The sequence below is a fragment of the Amycolatopsis sp. NPDC003676 genome, from assembly GCF_053587275.1.
Map to the genome: position 1 here is coordinate 1 of NZ_JBSFNS010000066.1, position 18,436 is coordinate 18,436.

Annotated in this window: 15 protein-coding genes and 1 tRNA gene; 6 read left to right on the top strand and 10 right to left on the bottom strand. The window is 69.1% G+C overall.

All coding sequences use genetic code 11. The features are described 5' to 3' along the window. Nucleotides 1–17 precede the first annotated feature (17 nt). Nucleotides 18–91: transfer RNA gene (locus ACWDNU_RS29865), tRNA-Met, on the bottom strand. A gap of 67 nt (nt 92–158) precedes the next feature. After that, on the bottom strand, nt 159–3,128 hold the full coding sequence (locus ACWDNU_RS29870; RefSeq protein ID WP_449671379.1) for a UPF0182 family protein: 2,970 nt from the start codon (nt 3,126–3,128) through the stop codon (nt 159–161). 166 nt (nt 3,129–3,294) lie between these two features. On the opposite strand from ACWDNU_RS29870, the gene ACWDNU_RS29875 reads away from it, so the two are divergent. Beyond that, nucleotides 3,295–3,849 (top strand): PPA1309 family protein, encoded by a 555-nt coding sequence (locus ACWDNU_RS29875; RefSeq protein WP_378303264.1) that lies wholly within the window; start codon nt 3,295–3,297, stop codon nt 3,847–3,849. On the opposite strand, the gene ACWDNU_RS29880 is transcribed toward ACWDNU_RS29875, so the two are convergent. Next, nucleotides 3,850–4,728 carry an oxygenase MpaB family protein gene (locus tag ACWDNU_RS29880; protein ID WP_449671348.1) on the bottom strand — a complete coding sequence of 293 codons (879 nt, stop codon included), beginning with the start codon at nt 4,726–4,728 and terminating at the stop codon, nt 3,850–3,852. Nucleotides 4,729–4,813: 85 nt separating this feature from the next. Between ACWDNU_RS29880 and ACWDNU_RS29885 the strand changes: the two genes are divergently transcribed. Next, nucleotides 4,814–5,422: a TetR/AcrR family transcriptional regulator gene (locus tag ACWDNU_RS29885; RefSeq protein WP_449671349.1), complete on the top strand. Its 609-nt coding sequence runs from the start codon at nt 4,814–4,816 to the stop codon at nt 5,420–5,422. A gap of 6 nt (nt 5,423–5,428) precedes the next feature. Here ACWDNU_RS29885 and ACWDNU_RS29890 read toward each other — a convergent pair whose 3' ends face one another. Continuing rightward, a complete protein-coding gene (locus ACWDNU_RS29890) occupies nt 5,429–6,448 on the bottom strand; it encodes a YlbL family protein (protein WP_370940556.1) in 1,020 nt (339 codons plus the stop codon). A gap of 191 nt (nt 6,449–6,639) precedes the next feature. On the opposite strand from ACWDNU_RS29890, the gene ACWDNU_RS29895 reads away from it, so the two are divergent. After that, on the top strand, nt 6,640–8,058 hold the full coding sequence (locus ACWDNU_RS29895; protein ID WP_449671350.1) for a zinc-dependent metalloprotease: 1,419 nt from the start codon (nt 6,640–6,642) through the stop codon (nt 8,056–8,058). 599 nt (nt 8,059–8,657) lie between these two features. Here the strand turns inward: ACWDNU_RS29895 and ACWDNU_RS29900 are convergent. Beyond that, entirely contained in the window at nt 8,658–9,167 is a 510-nt protein-coding gene (locus tag ACWDNU_RS29900) for a M48 metallopeptidase family protein (RefSeq protein WP_370940557.1), read from the bottom strand. Nucleotides 9,168–9,383: 216 nt separating this feature from the next. Between ACWDNU_RS29900 and ACWDNU_RS29905 the strand changes: the two genes are divergently transcribed. The 3 genes from ACWDNU_RS29905 to ACWDNU_RS29915 all read left to right on the top strand — a co-directional run bounded on the left by ACWDNU_RS29905 (nt 9,384) and on the right by ACWDNU_RS29915 (nt 12,903). Continuing rightward, complete coding sequence (locus ACWDNU_RS29905) at nt 9,384–10,469, top strand: ThiF family adenylyltransferase (protein WP_449671351.1); 1,086 nt, start codon at nt 9,384–9,386, stop codon at nt 10,467–10,469. A 103-nt stretch (nt 10,470–10,572) separates the two neighbouring features. Further along, entirely contained in the window at nt 10,573–11,874 is a 1,302-nt protein-coding gene (locus ACWDNU_RS29910; protein ID WP_370940558.1) for an ABC1 kinase family protein, read from the top strand. Nucleotides 11,875–12,120: 246 nt separating this feature from the next. Continuing rightward, a complete protein-coding gene (locus tag ACWDNU_RS29915; protein ID WP_449671352.1) occupies nt 12,121–12,903 on the top strand; it encodes a hypothetical protein in 783 nt (260 codons plus the stop codon). Nucleotides 12,904–13,162: 259 nt separating this feature from the next. Here ACWDNU_RS29915 and ACWDNU_RS29920 read toward each other — a convergent pair whose 3' ends face one another. The 5 genes from ACWDNU_RS29920 to ACWDNU_RS29940 all read right to left on the bottom strand — a co-directional run bounded on the left by ACWDNU_RS29920 (nt 13,163) and on the right by ACWDNU_RS29940 (nt 18,375). Further along, complete coding sequence (locus ACWDNU_RS29920; protein ID WP_370940083.1) at nt 13,163–13,345, bottom strand: hypothetical protein; 183 nt, start codon at nt 13,343–13,345, stop codon at nt 13,163–13,165. Next, complete coding sequence (locus tag ACWDNU_RS29925; RefSeq protein WP_449671353.1) at nt 13,342–14,562, bottom strand: methyltransferase domain-containing protein; 1,221 nt, start codon at nt 14,560–14,562, stop codon at nt 13,342–13,344. Before ACWDNU_RS29925 ends, ACWDNU_RS29920 begins: the two co-directional genes overlap by 4 nt. Nucleotides 14,563–15,283: 721 nt before the next feature. Beyond that, on the bottom strand, nt 15,284–15,631 hold the full coding sequence (locus ACWDNU_RS29930) for a WhiB family transcriptional regulator (protein WP_067592977.1): 348 nt from the start codon (nt 15,629–15,631) through the stop codon (nt 15,284–15,286). Nucleotides 15,632–15,783: 152 nt separating this feature from the next. Further along, on the bottom strand, nt 15,784–16,062 hold the full coding sequence (locus ACWDNU_RS29935; protein WP_354748397.1) for a hypothetical protein: 279 nt from the start codon (nt 16,060–16,062) through the stop codon (nt 15,784–15,786). A gap of 213 nt (nt 16,063–16,275) precedes the next feature. Continuing rightward, nucleotides 16,276–18,375: an ATP-dependent DNA helicase UvrD2 gene (locus tag ACWDNU_RS29940; RefSeq protein WP_449671354.1), complete on the bottom strand. Its 2,100-nt coding sequence runs from the start codon at nt 18,373–18,375 to the stop codon at nt 16,276–16,278. Between the last annotated feature and the right edge of the window lie 61 nt (nt 18,376–18,436).

Here is an 18,436-nt window from a genome sequence, read left to right on the forward strand (position 1 = left end):
CAGGCCTCTCACCTCTGTAGCGGGGACAGGATTTGAACCTGCGACCTCTGGGTTATGAGCCCAGCGAGCTACCGAGCTGCTCCACCCCGCGTCGTAGGACCTACCTTACGCCCTGGTTTCGAGCGGGCGCAAAGCAGGTGCCTATTACGTAACCGACGTCACCCGCCGGGCTGGGACGGCGGCCCGCTGGAGGCGGGCGGCGTGGTGGGTTTGGCGGAGTTGTATTCCTTGGTGGCGGCGTCGAGCGCCGCGAGTGCCGCGCCTTGGTCGGTGAAGTTGCCGGATTGCTGTGCTGCCTTGAGTTTGGCGAGCGCGGCTTGGATGTCGGCGACGGCTTTGTCCATGGCCGGGTTGCTGCCGCCGGTGCTGGGCGGCGGCTGGGCGGTGCTGGACGTCGGCGGGGTCGTGGTGGTGCCGGGGTCGCCTTCCTTGGGCGTGGTGGCCGCCGCGCCGGTGCCCTTGCCGAAGACCTGGTCGAGGGCTTCGTTGAGGGTGGACGCGAAGCCGATCTTGGCTCCGTAGGAGACGAGCACGCGGGCCAGCTGCGGGTAGCTGAGCTGGTTGCGCTGGCGGATGTAGACGGGTTCGACGTAGAGGAATCCGTCGGCGACCGGCAGCGTGATCAGGTTGCCGTAGATGGGAATGACGTTGGGGTTGTTCAGCAGTGTCCGGTCTTGCGCGACGCGCGGGTCGCTCTGGAACCGGTTTTGCACCTGGACGGGTCCGTCGACCTGGTTCGCTCCGCTGGCCGGTGGCAGTCGCAGGACGCGGATGGTGCCGTAGTCCTGCGGATCGGACGAGATGGACATCCAGGCGGAAAGATATTGCCGTTGCAGACCGGTGAGCGCACTGGTCAGCTGGAAGGTTGGCCTGCCTTCGCCCGCGGCGTTGGCGAGGACGTAGTACCCGGGCTGGTTGGCGACGTTCGCGCCGGCCGTGGTGGAACTGCCGTCCTCGGTCGGGTCCTGCGGGACGCTCCAGAACGCCTGCTGCGCGTAGAACTCCTGCGGGCTGTCCACGTGGTAGCGGGCGAGCAGTTCGCGCTGGATCTTGAACAGGTCCTCGGGGTAGCGGAAGTGCGAACGCAGCTCCGGCGAAATCTCCGAACTGGGCTTCACGACGCCGGGGAAGACGTTCTCCCACGCCTTGAGGACGGGTTCGTTGTCGTCGATCGAGTACAGGTTGACGCTGCCGTCGAACGCGTCGACGGTCGCCTTCACCGAGTTGCGGATGTAGTTGATCGAGTTGTTCGCCTGTTTGGTGACGCCGTTGAGCGAGTCGTTGGTCGCTTCGCCGAGCTGGGTTTGCTGGGCGTACGGGTAGTTGTCGAGCGTGGTGTAGCCGTCGACGATCCACTGGATGCGGCCGTTGACCACCGCGGGGTACGGGTCGCCGTCGAGGGTGAGCCACGGGGCGACCTTGGCGACGCGGTCGCGTGGTTCGCGGTTGTACATGATCTTCGAGCCGTCGCCGATGGCGTCGGAGAAGAGGATCTTCGGTTCGCGGTATTCGGCGGCGAACATCAGCCGGTTGAACCAGTTGTCGAGCGAGACGCCGCCCTTGCCCTGGTAGAGGTAGCCGCGCTGGGCGTCGGTGTCGTATTCGCCGGGAGCCTTGCCCGGCGTGCCGCCGACGATCGCGTAGTCGGACTGGTTGGTGAGCTCGCCGTAGTAGATCCGCGGCTGGTCGACCTTGATGCCCGGCTGGCCGTTCACCGAGCCCGCGCCGGTGGGGTTCGTGGTGTCGCTCGTGGTGGCGATCGGGTAACCGCCGTCGGAGTTCGAATCCTTCACCGCACGGTCGATCGTGTTCGCGGGCGCGGCGACGAAACCGTTGCCGTGCGTGTAGACCATGTGCTTGTTGATCCAGTTGTTCTGGTTCCCGGTGAGCCCGTCGGTCTTCATTTCCTTGGCGGCCACGATGTAGTCCTGCGTGGTGCCGCCGATGGTGTAGCGGTCGATGTCCAGCTTGGACGGGAAGCCGTAGAAGTTCTCGCGGCCGACGCGCTGGGTGAAGGTGTCGCTGAGGATGTTCGGGTCGAGCAGCCGGATGTTGGAGACCGTGCCGGTGTCGCTCTTCACCGCGTCCGCGGTGGTTTCGGTCTTGCCCGGGTACTGCTCGTATTTCACGTTGGTGAGGCCGTACGCCGCGCGCGTCGCGTCCATGTTGCGCTGGATCGACGGCGCTTCCTTCTCGTTGGCGTTCGGCTTGACCGAGAACTGGTCGAGAATCGCCGGCCAGGCGACGCCGACCAGCACGCCGGAGAGGATCAGCAGGACCAGCGAAATCGCCGGCAGCTGCAGATTCCGCAGGAACGCGCCCGCGAAGAACGCGATCGCGCAGATCACCGAAATGCACAGCAGGATCAGCTTCGCCGGGAGCACCGCGTTGAGGTCGGTGTAGGTGGCTCCGTTGAACAGCGGCATGTTCCGGTCGGACAGCAGCAGGTTGTACCGGTCGAAGAAGTACTCGACCGCCTTCAGCAGCACGAAAAGCCCGACCGTGATGGCGAGCTGCGCGCGGGTCGGGCCGGCCAGCTGGCCGCCGCGGCCGGCGAGCCGGATGCCGCCGAAGATGTAGTGCGCGATCAGCGCGCCGAAGAACGAGACGACGACGGTGACGAACAGCCAGCCGAGCAGCCAGTTCACGAACGGCAGGGTGAAGGCGTAGAAACCGAGGTCGATTTTGAACTCGGGATCCGTCTGGCCGAACGAGGTGCCGTTGAGGAACAGCTGGATCGTCTGCCAGTCCCCGGTCGCCGACGCGCCGGAGATGACGCCGGTGAGCACCGGGATGCCGATGCCGAACAGCCGGATCCGGCTGACGATCACCGAGCGGTAGCGCGACAGCGGATCGTCGCGGCCGGACACCGGCACGAACACCGGCCTGGTCCGGTAGGCGATCAGCAGGCTGACCGCCAGCGCCCCGCCGACCAGCAGCCCTACCGCGAGGAAGAGCACGATGCGGGTGACCAGCTGCGTGGTGAACACCGAACGCGCCTGCAGTTCGCCGAACCACAGCCAGTCCACGTAGGTGTCGAGCAACCGGACGCCGGCCAGCAGGGCCAGCACGATCACCGCGGCGATGATGAGAAGGATCCGGCTGCGCCGGGACAGCTTCAGGCTCACCGGGGGCCGAGTCGCCACGGCAATGCTCCTGTCTTCGTGAACACGTTCGCCGGGGACAGCTGTGTCCCCGTGACCTCTAACTCTACGGACGGTGCCGTGAGTTCCCGGGACCACCCAAACCGGGCACGCGCGGCGCGTCGCGAGGACGCCTGACACGATGGTGGCCATGCCACCGAGTGAGCCGTCTGCCGCCCACCCTGTCGCCGGGCTGGCCCGGGAAGTCGAAGAGTTCGTCGCCGCCGCTGGCTGGAACCAGCCGCCGCAGTTGTTCGCGCTGGTGCCGACCGCCGCGCTGCTGGACGAACAGCCCGAGCTGGCCGGTCAGCTCGACCGGGCGAACCCGCTGACCCCGGTGGCCCAGGAGGCGCTGCCGGACGGCGATCTCGCCGAATCGCTCGGCCGGATCGCGTGGCCGGAGATCGTGGTCGGATGCGCGCTGGCGCAGGAGATCATCGTGCTGCCGCCGGACGTCGAGGCGGAACTCGAAGGAATCGCCGAGGCGGACGCCGAAAGCCTCCGCCGCGCCGCCGCGGACCACCCGCGCCGCACCGAGGCGCGGCTCGTGGCCGCCGTCCTGCGCGAAGGCGACGCGGCTTGCGTGATGCGGCTGCGCGGCGTCCAGCCGGGCGACGAGGACGAGAACGCGGTCGACGAACTGGTGGAAAGCCCGGACCTCGCGCCGAATCTCGTGGACGCGCTGAAGACGACCCTGCAGCCCTGATCAGCTGACGGCCACCCGCCGCTCCGGCGGCTGGTGGCCGTACCGGGCGATGTCGGCCGCGCCCGCGTGCGGGTCGGCGAAGTGATCCGACCAGGATCGATCCACGCGGTGCGGCCGTGCCCCTTGGAGACCGAGGTAGGCCGACACCAGGCTCGGCCCCGCCCGTCGCACCGCGGCGGGCGGCTCGGGCAGCCGATGGACCTCGCGCAGCTGCCTGCCCATGAGGAGCAGCAGGCTCGGCACGGCGAGTCGGCGCGCGGGTCCGGGAAACCAGCGGCGCCAGTCGAGGAACAGCTGGTCCACGAGTTTCCGGCCGCCGTCGGTGAAGCCGAGCCGTTGCTCGTAGCCGTGGATCCAATCCAGGAATTCTCTTCGGCTGGGCGGAATTTCCAGGCCCATGCGCTCGCCGACGCCGCGCCAGAAGCAGTAGTGCGCCTGGTCCTCAGTCTCGGTGAACACCGACAGTCCCAGCTCGCCGAGGATCCGGACCGGCTCGAAGATCAGCGACCCGAGCGTGAACAGCTTGTCCTCGCCGGTGATCCCGAACCGGGCGTGGATCTCCTCCATCCGGTCGATCACCCGGCGACCTGCTTCGCTGCTGTGCCCGTGCCGGATCATCTCGCCGAAGAAGACGAGCGTGTGGTCGTTGCGGCGCCGGACGTTCCGCATCATGTCGCCGGTGCCGGTGCGGTAGACGATCCGCGCGATCGACGGCGAGGCGACCTGGCGAGCGAACGCGACGGTGTAGGCCCCGTGCACGAACATCGCGTCGCCGTAGCGAACGCCGAGGCTGAGGTGCGTGATGGCCTCGTTGTCCCGGACTGGGTCGAGGGCCGCGATGGCAGCGGCGAGGCTGCGCCCGCCGGCGAGTCCGTTCATACGCACCTCCGGACAAAGTAGGAACACCAGCGTTCCTGATTCTGCCGACTATCAACTAGGAACGCGCATGTGTCAAGATTGCCCGGTGCCCGAAGTAGTTCGCCCGTACCGCGGCGTCAGTGCCGAAGACCGCCGCAGGCAACGCCGAGGCCAGCTCTTGGAAGCAGGTCTCGACGTGGTCGGCGAGGTCGGTGTCGCCGATACGACGGTTGACCTCGTCTGCAAGCACGCGGGCCTGTCCAAGCGCTACTTCTACGAGAGCTTCGCGGACCGGGAAACGCTTCTGGAAGCAGTGCTGGCGGGGGTTTTCGACACCGTCCGCTCCGCGCTGGAGACAGCTCTGCCGGACAGCCCCTCAACCGCGGAAGAGCGGATGACGCGGCTGGTCACCGCCACAGTGGAGGCCATCGCCACTGATCCGCGGGTGAGCCGGTTGTGGGTGGAAGCGAACCACCATCCAGCTTTGGAGCAACGCCGGAGCGAGGCCTACGCCGAGTTCGCCGACCTGCTCGTCGGCATCCTTCTTCCCGGCCGCGAGGACGATCCGGACTCCCGATCGGCCTTCGTGCTCGTGGTCGCGGGGACCACCGAAGTGCTGCGCCGATGGCTCGCCGACGGGTCCCCCGGCGGCACGGCGGGCATCGTGGACGTCCTGCGCAGGGTCGGACTGGCCGTTACCGGCGAGTTCGGCTGACCGGGCTCAGCAGTGCGCGGTCGGGCGGCCGGCCTTCAGGTTGTCGAGCTGCTTGAGCGCGTCGTCCAGCGTCGACACCTTGATGAGGTTGAGCCCTTCCGGCGCGGCCGATTTGGCCTCGGCGCAGTTGTGCTCGGGGACGAGGAAGTCGGTCGCGCCCGCTTCCTTCGCGCCGACGACCTTGAACGAGATCCCGCCGATCGGCCCGACCTGGCCGGTCTCGCTGATCTCGCCGGTGCCCGCGATGTGCCTGCCGCCCGCGAGGTCGCTGCCCGGTTTCCCGGGCGGGGTGAGCCGGTCGATGATCGCGAGGGTGAACATCAGGCCCGCCGACGGGCCGCCGACGTCCTGCAGCGAGATGTCCACGGAGAACGGCGCGACCGCGCGGTCGACGGCGGTCAGCCCGAGGAAGCCCTGGGTGCGGTCCTCGCGCTGGGCGAGCGTGACCGGAACGGTGCGTTCCGGCTGGCCGAGGTGCTGGAAGGTGACCTGGACGGAATCGCCCGGCTTGGTGTTGACGATCGAGGCGGCGACTTCGGCGGCCTCGCGGACCTGCTTGCCGTTGACCGCGATGAGCTTGTCGCCGGGGGCGAGGATGTGGTCGGCCGGACTGCCGGACACGATCTGCTTCGCGACGACCTGCACCGGGTAGCCGAGGTGGCGCAGCGCGGCGACCTGGGCGTTGCTCTGCGAGTTCTGCAGCTGCTGGATGTTCTCCTGCTTGACCTGCTCGTTGGTCTCGCCGGGCTTGTAGTACTCCTCGCGCGGCGCGAGCGCGTAGCGGCCGCTGGCCCAGAGGCCGAGCGCGGTGAAGAGGTTGATGCCGTCGTTGAGCGAGACGGTGGTCATCCGCAGTTCGCCGCTGGTCCCGTAGGTCTGCTGTCCCTTGACCTGGATCACCGGGTTGCCCGCGGCGTCACGGCCGAGGGTGTCGTAGGTGGGCCCGGGGCTGATCGCGACATACGGCACCTGGACCAGGAACCCGGCCACGACGAACACCAGGAACAGCACGCCGCTGACCAGCATCGTCCATCCGCGGCGGGTCAACCGCCGGTCGCTGCGGGCCGGCGCGCGCGACGGCTCGGCGCGGCGGGACTGGTTCGCGGTGTCCTCGTCCGGTTTTGTCACGAGCGACAGCGTACGGTGACTGTGTTCGCTTCCCGGTGAAGGCCACGGTTGACGCGCTGAGCCGGGTCGTACCCGCGTACGGTGGAGCTATGAGCAATCCCCCGTTCGGCTTCGGACCGCCCGATCCCGACAAGCGAGGCGACAACGACCCCTCGAACCCGGGCCAGCCCGGCGGAGCCGAGGCGTTCAACCAGCTCGGGCAGATGCTGAGCCAGCTGGGCCAGATGCTGAGCCAGGCGGGCTCGTCGAGCGGGCCGGTCAACTACGACCTGGCGAAGCAGATCGCACTCCAGAACCTGAGCGGACGGGACGACGCCAAGATCGGCTTCACGTCTGACGGCGGCGACTCCGCCACCGCCGTGCGCGACGCCGCGCACCTGGCGGAACTGTGGCTCGACGCGGCGACGATCCTCCCCGCGGGCGCGACCACCACCGTGTCGTGGTCGGCGCGCACCTGGGTCGAGAAGACGCTGCCGACCTGGCAGCGGCTCTGCGACCCGGTGGCGCAGCAGGTGTCCGGCGCGTGGATGCAGGCGCTGCCCGAGGAAGCCAAGCAGGCGGCCGGTCCGCTGCTTTCGATGATGGGCCAGATGGGCGGCATGGCCTTCGGGTCGCAGCTCGGCAACGCCCTCGCCCAGCTCGCACAGGAAGTCCTCACGTCGACCGAGGTAGGCCTGCCGCTCGGCGAGGCCACGACGTCGGCGCTGCTCCCGGCGAACATCGAGAAGTTCACGGAGGGCCTGGAGCTGCCCGCCAGCGAGGTGCTGGTCTTCCTGGCCGCGCGCGAGGCCGCGCACCAGCGCCTGTTCGCCCACGTGCCGTGGCTGCGGCAGCGCCTGCTGGCGACGGTCGAGGAGTTCGCCCGCGGGATCACCGTCGACACCTCCGCGCTGGAATCCCTGGCCGGAAGCATCGACCCGGCAAACCCGGCGAGCATCGAAGAGGCGATGTCGTCCGGTCTCCTTGAGCCCCAGACCACCCCCGAGCAGCAGGCCGCTTTGAAGCGCCTGGAAACCCTGCTGGCGCTGGTGGAAGGCTGGGTAGACGTGGTGGTCGCGGAGGCCATCGGCGACCGTCTTCCCGGAGCCGAAGCCCTGCGCGAAACGCTGCGCCGCCGCCGCGCGACCGGCGGCCCCGCCGAGCAGACCTTCGCGACCCTGGTGGGCCTCGAACTGCGCCCGCGCCGCATGCGCGCCGCGTCGTCCCTGTGGAAGCTCGTGGGAGACCGTCACGGCCTCGAAAAGCGCGATGGCCTGTGGTCGCACCCGGACCTCATGCCGACTGCTGAGGACCTGGACGAGCCCCTGGACTTCGCCGACCGCATGGCCGAACCGCCCGCTCTCGCGTCGGACCTGGACCCGATCGCTGAGCTGGAGCGCACGGAGAAGGCGGAGCGCGAGGCCCGCGAGGCCAAGTCAGCCGACGAGGGTGGCGACTCCGGTGCCGCCTCCGGCTCCGATGACAAGGGCGACGAGACCCCGAAGGACGAGGGGAACTCGCCTTCCTGAGGCCGCCTGCCCTGGCTACGCTGCCGTTCAAACCCCGCCGCGCGGACCGTCTCACCTGGTTGAGACGGTCCGCGCGGCGTTTGTACGGCCAGCAGTCCGCTCCGCACGCAACGCTCAACCCCGCTCGCCTCGCCGCTTCCTCCCACGGGCGATCCGGCGTGGCTTTCCGCCCGGCTAGCCGTGACCAGCCATCGACGCCCGTCCTCCTAACGCCTCACCAGCCGCACCGGCCCCTCCGCCTCGCCATTCCTCCCAAAGCCCCTGCAGCACTGGCCACTCCGCGCGCCTTCCTCCCGAAGCCCCAGCGGCACCGGCTCCGCCCGCGCCATTCCCACCAATGCCCCTGCCGAGTTCGCTCAGCCGAGCCTTGGCCTCAATCCGGCCTCATTTCCCCCGCACCCTCCAATGCCCCGCGCTCTCCAATGCCCCGCACCAGCCTCACCCGGCAGCACCCAGCCGTGCTGCCTCTGGCCCCCTCCGGAGCCTCGCGACCGCGGCCAACCACCCGCCAACCCTCAAAGCCCAGCCACCCGCCAGAGCACAAGCCCCAGCCGCCACCGGCTCTCCAACGGCCCACGCAGCCGCACCTGGCCGCCCGCTCAGTCCTCCTCCGAAATCCCCCACCCGGCCGCCGCCGAAAGCCCCTCCAGATATCCGATCGCCCGTTCCGTCTTCGGATACCGGTTGACCAGCTTCCAGAACGCCGCGTCGTGCCCCGGCTCCTTCAGGTGCGCCAGCTCGTGGATCAGCACGTAATCCAGCACCCACTGCGGCACCCGCTGGAGCCGGTCGCTCACCCGGATGGTCGCGTCCACCGGCGTGCACGACGCCCACCTGGTGCGCATCGGCGGCACCCACCGCACGCTGGCCGGCAGCGCTTTCCCGTCCAGGTACTTCGCCCCGAGCAGGGCGCAGCGCGCCAGCAACGCCGCGTCCGACGCCTTGGGCGGCGCCGCCTTCCGTCCTCCCGAGCGCAGCAGCCTGCGCTCCATCTCCGCGACCCAGTGCGTCTCTTCCTCTTGGGTCATCCGGGCCGGGATGAGGACCACCAGGGTGTCCTCGTTCCAGTACGCGGTGACCGTCCGGTGCCTGCGCTGGCTGCGCCGCACCTCGACCTTGTGTTGAGAAGTGTCCGACGGGGCCTTCTCGCCCCTGCCTCTCAGTGAGGGCATCCGTGCTTCGACCACTCGACAACGGTAAGGCTCAGCACCGACAACTTGGAGCGCCGAAAGGTCACAGCCCTGAGTTGTCCACAAGTAGATTTCCCTGTGGACAACTCGGCTTCTCACCCGCGAGTGGCGTTCCGGAACTGCCAAGCTGGCCGCATGACCCTGTCCAGTGTTCCGCCGCCGGACGTGCTCCTCCCGGCGTATCCCACGTTGCTTCCGGGCATCCACGTGCTCGAACGCGACGGCAACGAGATCCAGTTCGGCCTCGACCCTCGCCACGGCATCATCGCCAACGGCCTGCCCGCTCCGATCGTCGACAGCGTCCGCAGGCTCGACGGGCGGCGCGGGCTCGAGGACATCCTGCTCGCTGTAGGCGAACACCGGGACCAGTTCCATCTGCTGCTGAAACAGCTCGCCGCGCTCGGTTTGGTCACCGAAGCGGCGAAGAAGAGCGCGAAACGAGTCGAGACCGGTCTGTGGTCGCTGCGAGCCCGGCACTACCAGCCAGCGCTCATGGACCGGCGCTGGCAAAGCCTCATCGCGGTCCACGGCAGCGGACGGATCGCCGTGGCGGTCGCCGCGCTGCTCGCGGCGTCCGGAGTCGGGCACCTCGACATCCGCGCGTCCGGCAGGGTCAACGAAGCCGACCTCGGCTCCGGGTTCACGCCGGCTGAGCTGGGTCAGCCCAGGCAACGCGCGATCCGGACCGTCGTCGCCCGGGTCGCGCCCGACGTCACCACCGCCCGGAATCAGCGCCGCCTCCCCGACCTCGTGCTGCTCACCGACACGCTCGTCCCGCCGCCGGAAGAGGTGGCCGAACTGGTCGACTCGGCCACCTCGCACCTGCCGGTCCGGGTGTGGGAGGGCACGGGCATCGTCGGTCCGCTCGTGGTGCCTGGCCGCAGCGCCTGCCTCCGCTGCTGTGACCTGCACCGGACCGACGCTGATCTGTCGTGGCCAAGGATCGCGACGCAGCTGGTCGGCCGGATTCCACGGGCTGATCTGGGTGCCGTGCACGCCTGCGCCTCGCTTGCCGTCGCGCAGGCGATGCGGCTGCTCTCGCCGAGCGAAACCCCACCGCCTGCCTGGAACGCCACGCTGGAGATCGACAACTTCGACGGAAAGTTGCACCGCAAGGACTGGGAGCCACATCCGGATTGCGGTTGCGGAGCGCCCGTGCCCGTCGAGGAAGGCCCCTTACCGGCGGAGGAGGCTTCCGAGGAGATGCTGCAAGAGACGTAGGCCACACCTGGGTGCCGTCAGCAGGCTGCGGGCGTCGTGCTCATCAAGGCAGAATCGCAGGGTGACCGACTTTCGCGACCGAACCGGAGACCGCGATTCCGCCATGCCGCGTCGCGGTGCCGCCCGTACCGCGAAGCTGGCGAGCCTTCCGCTCGGCATCGCCGGACGAGCCGTGGGCGGCTGGGGCAAGCGGCTGGCCGGGCAGAGCGCTGAGCAGGTGAGCGCGACGCTCTCGGCCAAGGCCGCTGAGCAGCTGTTCGAGGTGCTGGGCACGCTCAAGGGCGGCGCGATGAAGTTCGGGCAGGCGCTGAGCGTCTTCGAGGCCGCGGTGCCGGACGACATGGCGCAGCCGTATCGGGAAGCGCTCACGAAGCTGCAGTCGGCCGCGCCGCCGATGCCTGCCCGGCAGACCCATCGCGTGCTCGCCGAGCAGCTGGGCCGGTCCTGGGTCGGACGGTTCTCGCACTTCGACGACGAACCGGCCGCCGCGGCGAGCATCGGCCAGGTGCACCGCGCGACCTGGCACGACGGTCGCGAGGTGGCGGTCAAGGTCCAGTACCCGGGCGCGGACGAGGCGCTGCGCAGCGACCTGCGCCAGTTGCAGCGCTTCAGCAGGCTGTTCCAGGCATTCGTGCCCGGCACCGACGTGAAACCGCTGCTCACGGAGCTGGCCGAGCGGATGGACGAGGAGCTCGACTACCTCGCCGAAGCCGACAACCAGCGCGCGTTCGCGAAGGCGTTCGAGGGCGACCCCGAATTCCTGATCCCGCGCGTCGTGGCGAGCGCGCCGAAGGTGGTGGTCAGCGAGTGGGCCACCGGCACCCCGCTGGCCAAGATCATCTCGGACGGCGATCCGGCCACCCGCAACCTCGCCGGACGGCTTCTCGCGGAATTCCACTACTCGTCTCCGGCGCGGGCGAATCTCCTGCACTCTGACCCGCACCCCGGCAACTTCATGCTGACCGGCGACGGCAGGCTGTGCGTGATCGACTTCGGCGGCGTCGCGAAGCTGCCGCACGGAATTCCGCGGCACCTGGGCGAAATCACGCGACTCGCCTTGGACGGCCACTCCGACGAACTGATGCGGCTGCTGCGCGAAAACCGTTTCGTGCGCGCGGATTCATCCCTGGAAGCGGACGAGGTGCTGGCCTATCTCGCACCGTTCACCGAGCCGCTGGCCGAGCCGACGTTCCACTTCACGCGACGCTGGATGCAACGGCAAGCGGGACGCGTCGGAGATTCCCGCGGCAACGACTTCCACGTCGGCCGCTCGCTGAACCTGCCACCGGAGTACCTGATGATCCACCGGGTCACGGCAGGATCGACGGGCATTCTCTGCCAGCTCGACGCCGAGATCCCGGCTCGCGGCATCGTGGAACGGTGGCAGCCGGGGTTCGCCGCCTGAGTTGTCCACAAGCCGGGGCGACAACGCCGAGTTGTCCACAGATTGCGCAGGGTGGTTTCGCGGAGTTGATCAAGCCGTCATTCTCGAGGTATGACGACTACGACAAGCACAGACTCCCTCGCTTTCGGTGACCTTGTCTCGCACGGAGTTCTCCACCGCCGACACTTGCGCGTCGCGGGGATTTCGGATCGAAGAGCCGCACAGCTTTCCGGCCCGGGCGGTCCGTGGCGACAGGTGTACTCCGGCGTGTACCTCGTGCACGACAAACCTCCGAGCCGGGAAGAACTCCTGCACGCGGCCGTTGCCCGGTACGGTCCAGGAACCGTCATCACCGGCACAGATGCGTTGTGCGCACACGGAATCAGCCATCCGCGGACTCCGGAGATCCATCTTTTGGTGCCGCACAACCGAAGGCCGGCCAACGAGCCGAGCGTCATCACGTACCGCACCGCGCGGATGCCCGAAGCGGGCCTGATCGACGGCCTGCCCTACGCAAGCGCCGCCCGCGCCGCTCTCGACCTCGCCCGGCGGGAAAACGATCCGGACGAGATCGCAAGATTGGTCTCGTTGCCGCTGTACTGGGGCCTGGCAGACCGCGCCGAACTGACGCGCGAACTGGACAACGGAAACCAGCGGGGCTCAGCAGCCGTGCGCACGGTCCTGCGCAGCCTCGACGACCAAGAAACCTTCGCGCACGGACAAGCACTCCGGGTCCTCCAGCGAACACCGCTGCCGACCCCACAATGGAACGTCGCGGTCTGCGATCGCCGCGGCAGACGACTCGGCACCGCAGATGCTTGGTGGGACGAAATCGGTCTCGCCTGGCGCTACCGCACCGCAGCCGGCCCCGAAGACTTCAGCCACCTAGCCCTAGCCGCGACGGGCACCGTGTTGTTTCGGTGCACCCCACGCCAGCTTCGGGATTCACCTGAGGAGATGAGCACCGAGCTTCTCAACGCCTACCGCCATGCGGCGCGCACACCCCGCCCGAAAGTGCGCGCTGTCTACAAGACGGGAAATGCCGCATGACCCAAATCTGACGCACAGACGTGACGGCTCTCGGCGCTCGACATGCCGGAATTGATGCGCACGCAACCTGAGTCGCCGATATTCGCCGAACACCCTGCCGTCGGCCTACCGAAAACCAGCTACTTCCAACCGAGGGCACCAGTATCCGGCGGACAGGCTTCCGTCGACCTACCGAAAAACTGGCTCGCCCCGTCCAGGGCACCGATATTCGCTCAACAGACCGCCGTTGACCGCCCGAATCTGGCTGTCCGCGATCCGGTCACCAGTATTCGTCCGGCAGCTTGCCCTCGATGTCACGGACGTGATTGCGCGCGCAGTCCGGGCAGAGCCAGCGCTGTTCGCCGTTTTCCTTGGTGCTGACCCAGGCCAGGGCCGCGAGCGGGTCAGTTTCGGCAGCACGTGCTCGGCCGCACCGGGAGCACGTCGGGCCGGGCGCGGTCATGGTCGACGTCCGTGGTGCACGGTGCGCGCGCCGAGCAGGAAGAGGTCGCGGCGTTTGCCGAGGTAATGGGAGCTGTCCGGATCGAGCAAAGAAGCCAGCGTCGCGCGGTCTTCCTCCGCGAGATGGTCGGCACCGTGCGTCGCGAGACGGGAAAGGTGGTGGTGCACATAGTCAGCGAGACCGTCCGGACCAGGCGCGGGGTGGTCCACCAACGCGCTGAACGAGCTGACGTCGGCAAGCCCGGCCCGTTCGAGCGCGACTGTCCAGCCGTAGGGCATCGGCACGGCACCGTCGATGCCCTCGCGCATCCCGACGAACCACTCCGCCTGCGCGGCCTGCAACCGGTCCTCTAACCCGGGCCGTCCGACTCCTAGATCCCAAGGGAGGCAAGAAAAAGACAACCCACCTTCAGCGAGGGCGACCACGCCGCCAGCCCGCGCGACCGCCGCCAACGTGCCAATCGCGGCCTGCTGGTCCGGAAGGTGATGCACCACGCGCGACGCCCACACAAGATCCGCGGCGGGAAGCAAGTCGGGCAAGGCACTGTCGGCGAGATCGGCGACGATCGCCCGAACCTCGACGGTCGGCGCGGATACTCCGGCCTCTGCGAGGTCCGCTGCGGCCATGTCAGCAGCCACCGCACGAACCTCGACTGCCGACGCGACACCTCCAGCCTCCGCGAGGTCCGCTGCGGCCACGTCGGCAGCCACCGCACGAACCTCGGCTGTCGGCGCGACACCTCCGGCTACCGCCAGGTCCGCTGCGGCCATGTCGGCGGCCCCTGCACGAACCTCGACTGCCGATGCCGTGCCTCCCGCCGGTGCGAGGCCTTCCGCGTCCCCGTCGGTGGTGGTGCGGTCGTCCGAGCCCTTGCTGGCCGTGCTGCGGCTGCCCGATCCTCCAGCTGCAGCGGCGTGGCGGTTGCTCTGCGCTGCATCGGCGGCGGCGCGGACGGCGCGTTCGGCCTCGTGGAGGAGTTCGGGAGTCGCGTCGACCAGGATGATTGTGCCGCCCTGCTGGGTGGCCAGGGCTTGGGCGAAGTGGGTGCTCATCCCGCCTGCGCCGCAGCCCAGGTCGATCACCGTGGGGTTGGCGGGGAGTTTCGCGACTAGGCGGGCTGCGATGGCGGCCTGCGCGGGGGCGTCGAGGGTGTCGGCTGCGCGGAGGAGGACCAGCCGGTCAGCCCAGTCGATGTGGTCGTGCGTATGTCCGGACACGGGCTCATTGAACACCCGTCCCGGACGAGAACGAGCCTGGAAGGTCCCCCGACAGGCCTTCCAGGCTCATTCCCGCGAAAGTGATCAGGGACTGGTCGCGTGGACGCCTGTCCTCCCCTGGGCAGAGCGTCCTGCGCGATCGCCCGTCTCCCCGTGCCCGAAATCGATGCCGGTGGCTCGCAGCCGAGCCGGTGGGGCAAGGCGAATCAGGCCGACGGACATCCGACGGCCTGGTTCGCAACCGCAGGATCGGGCGACGGAACCGGATCGGATCCGCGCCGCCCGAGGTGAGCCGGGCAGCGCGGAATCGACTCGGAGGTGGGTTCACAGCCCGGGTGGCCGATGCTCGCAGGTCAGGACTGGAGGCAATCCTGACCGGCGGGCATCGGCTTCCGGACAACTCCCAGACGGTGAGGCAGGTCAGGCGAAGCCCGACCCACCTCACCGACCGGGCCGGGGGTCTAGCTGGGTGGTTGGAATCGCTCCGCTCGGCTGGTCGCCCAGCGGGCTACTCGCGACCAGCGGCGCGCGGCGCGCGCTCGGCGCCATGGGCGTTGAGCTTCATGTTCGGTTATGAGGTCGCGTATTCGCGCTCGGGACAGTTCTTCGTGAAGCAACATCTTCGTGGTCTCCTGAGACTTGTTCTGCTTGGGTTTCGGCTGCACCTGGACCGGTTTTCCGGTGCGGGCCTCGAAATCGCGCGTGGTGATGAGGTCGACGGTCATGCGGCGGCGCTCCGGGCTGCGGCGGCGGGTTCGAGGGCTGCGTTCTTGCGCGGACGGCCACGGGGCCGCTTGCGCGCGATCACCGCACCGCGCTCGAAGATCTCCCCTCCCCAGACACCCCACGGCTCACGCCGGGCGAGTGCACCCGCGAGGCAGGCCTCGCGGACCGGGCAGCCGGCGCAGAACGCCTTGGCCCGCTCGAGTTCCGCGGGCGATTCGGCGAACCAGAGGTCCGCGTCGCGCGAGCGGCAGGGGAGTTCGGGCTCAGCGACCCCGTCGAGCAGGTCGCCGATGTCGAACCCTTCGGCTAAGGGGCCCTCGGCGAGGGCGATGGCGGAAGACATGTCCGTGCTCCTTTGCGATTCGGTGGTGGTGTGGCGGTGGGCGATCGAACTGGACAACTTGTTCCTTCTGTTGTGCAGCCAAAAAAACACGAAGGCCGCGGATCCGGTTACCGGTTCCGCGGCCTTCGTGAGCCTTGAGTCCTGACGTCAGGTCAGGAACTTCGCTCCCGTATCGACAACGGAACACGGAACTGCTTGATGGTCGGCAGATCGACATCAACCTGCGGGTACGCGGCAACAACGGCGGCGGTCGCGAGAGTGATGCCGGCCGGGGCCCCGTTGCGCTCGATGCGACGCAATCCGTCAATGTGACGACGCGTTCCGTCGATGTGCGCGAACGTGGACACACCGGTGCCCTGGCGCGGGGCGGCGACGGTCGTGCAGACAGGCAGACCAGTGCCAGGGATCGTGTGCATCAGATTGCTGATCATTTCACCGGCACCGCCTTTCTCTGTCGGACTGCGCCGCGTGGAGCGGCAGCCGTCGTGTTCTTCCCCAGACCGGGCCTTCTTCTCGCCCGGGTGCCTACGCAGGCTATGCGCCCCGGCACAGCCGGGGCAACTTATTTTCCCAAATCTCTGCCGAAGAGACGAAGATCGCCCCCTAGCAGCAGGTTCGCCGCATCGATCACCGCGAAGACGCGGTCAAGATCGCATCGACGAACGGACCACGTCGAGCACTTCCGCGCCGAACCGCTCGAGCTTCGTCGCGCCGATCCCGGAGATCGACACCAGCGCGCCGTCGTCGGTCGGCCGTTGCTCGGCGATCGCCATCAGCGTCGCGTCAGTGAACACGACGAACGCCGGGACCTTCAACTCCCGCGAACGCTCCCCGCGCCACGTCTTCAGCTTCTCCAGCAAATCCTCATCCACTGTGGACGGGCATTTCCCGCACCGCCCCAGCTTGACCTCCATGGTCTGCACCAGCGGACCGCCGCACAGCCGGCAGCGCGCGACGTTCGACCCGGGCTTCGACACCTGCTGCGAACGCGCGATCCGCGCCGCCGGGTGGTCCTCCGGGATCAGCCCGTACAGGAATCGCGACCGCCGCCGGTTGCGTCCGCGGCCCTGACCGCGCGAGAGCGACCAGGAAAGCGACAGGTGCTCCCGGGCCCGCGTCACGCCGACGTAGAACAGCCGCCGTTCCTCTTCGATCGCGGCGTCGTCGCCGTCCGCGTGCAAGATCGGCATGGTGCCCTCGGACAGGCCGACGAGGAACACCGCGTCCCACTCGAGCCCCTTCGCCGCGTGCAGTGACGCGAGCGTGACGCCTTCGACTGTCGGCGGGTGCTGTGCCGCCGCGCGCTGTTCGAGCTCCGCGACGAAGCGCGGCAGGTCCGCGTCCTCGACCGACGCCGCCAGCTCCTCGGCCAGCTCCACCAGCGCGAGCAGCGCGTCCCACCGCTCCTTCGCCGCTCCCCCGGACGGCGGCTGCTCGGTGAGCCCGACCCGCGCCAGCACCGAGCGCACCGCGGTGACCAGCTCCAGCGAGGTCGGTTCCATCGACGCCGTGCGCAGCGCCGCCATCGCCTGCCGCACCTCGGTGCGCTGGAAGAACCGCTCGCCGCCGCGGACCAGGTACGGGATCCCGGCTTCGGTGAGCGCCTGTTCGTAGGCCTCCGACTGCGCGTTGACCCGGAACAGCACCGCGATTTCGCTCGCCGACACGTCCGCGTCGAGCAGTTCGCGGACCCGGCGGGCGACCGCGCTGGCCTCGGCGGCCTCGTCTTCGTACTCGGCGAACCGCGGCTCCGGGCCCTCCGGCCGCTGTCCGATGAGCTTCAGCCGCGAACCGGCCGGACGTCCGCGCGCGGCGCCGATCACGCGGTTCGCCAGCGCGACGACCTGCGGCGTGGACCGGTAGTCGCGTTCAAGGCGCACGACGGTCGCTTCCGGGAACCGCCGCGTGAACTCCAGCAGCGACTTCGGCGAGGCACCGCCGAAGGAGTAGATGGTCTGGTTGGCGTCGCCGACGACGGTGAGGTCGTCGCGGCCGCCGAGCCACGCGTCGAGCAGCCGCTGCTGCAACGGCGTGACGTCTTGGTACTCGTCGACCACGAAACAGCGGTAGCGGTCGCGGAACTCGGCCGCGACCGCCTCGTGCTTCTCCAGCACCGCGGTGGTCTGCAGGAGCAGGTCGTCGAAGTCGAGGACCTGCGCGTTCGTCTTCAGCTCCTCGTACCAGCGATAGACCTCGGCGACCTGCGCGACCGGCGCGGGGGTGTCGCGCTGCGCCCGCGCGGCGACCGAGGGGTAGTCGTCCGGCGACACGAGCGACGCCTTGCTCCACTCGATCTCGCTCGCCAGGTCCCGCAGCACCTCGGTCTCGGTGCTCAGCCGGACGCGCTGGGCGGCCTGGGCGACGAGCCGGAACTTGTTGTCGATCAGGTCCCACGGCCGGTCGCCGACGACCCGCGGCCAGAAGTAGCGGAGCTGGCGGCGGGCGGCGGCGTGGAACGTCAGCGCCTGCGCCGCGTCGACCCCGAGGCCGCGCAGCCGGGTGCGCATCTCCCCCGCGGCGCGCGTCGTGAAGGTGACCGCCAGTACCTGCCCGGGCGAGACGTGGCCCGATTGCACGAGGTGGGCGATGCGGTGCGTGATCGTCCGGGTCTTGCCGGTGCCCGCGCCGGCGAGGACGCACACGGGACCGCGGGGGGCCGCCGCGGCGGCGCGCTGCTCGGGATCAAGCCCGTCGAGCAGGCCTTGGCGGCTCTGCCGGCTCTGGGGAGACGATGCGATGGCCACCCCGCGATCCTCGCAGAGGGGGCCGACGGATTCCCGGCCGGGCACGCGGCCGTATCCTGGT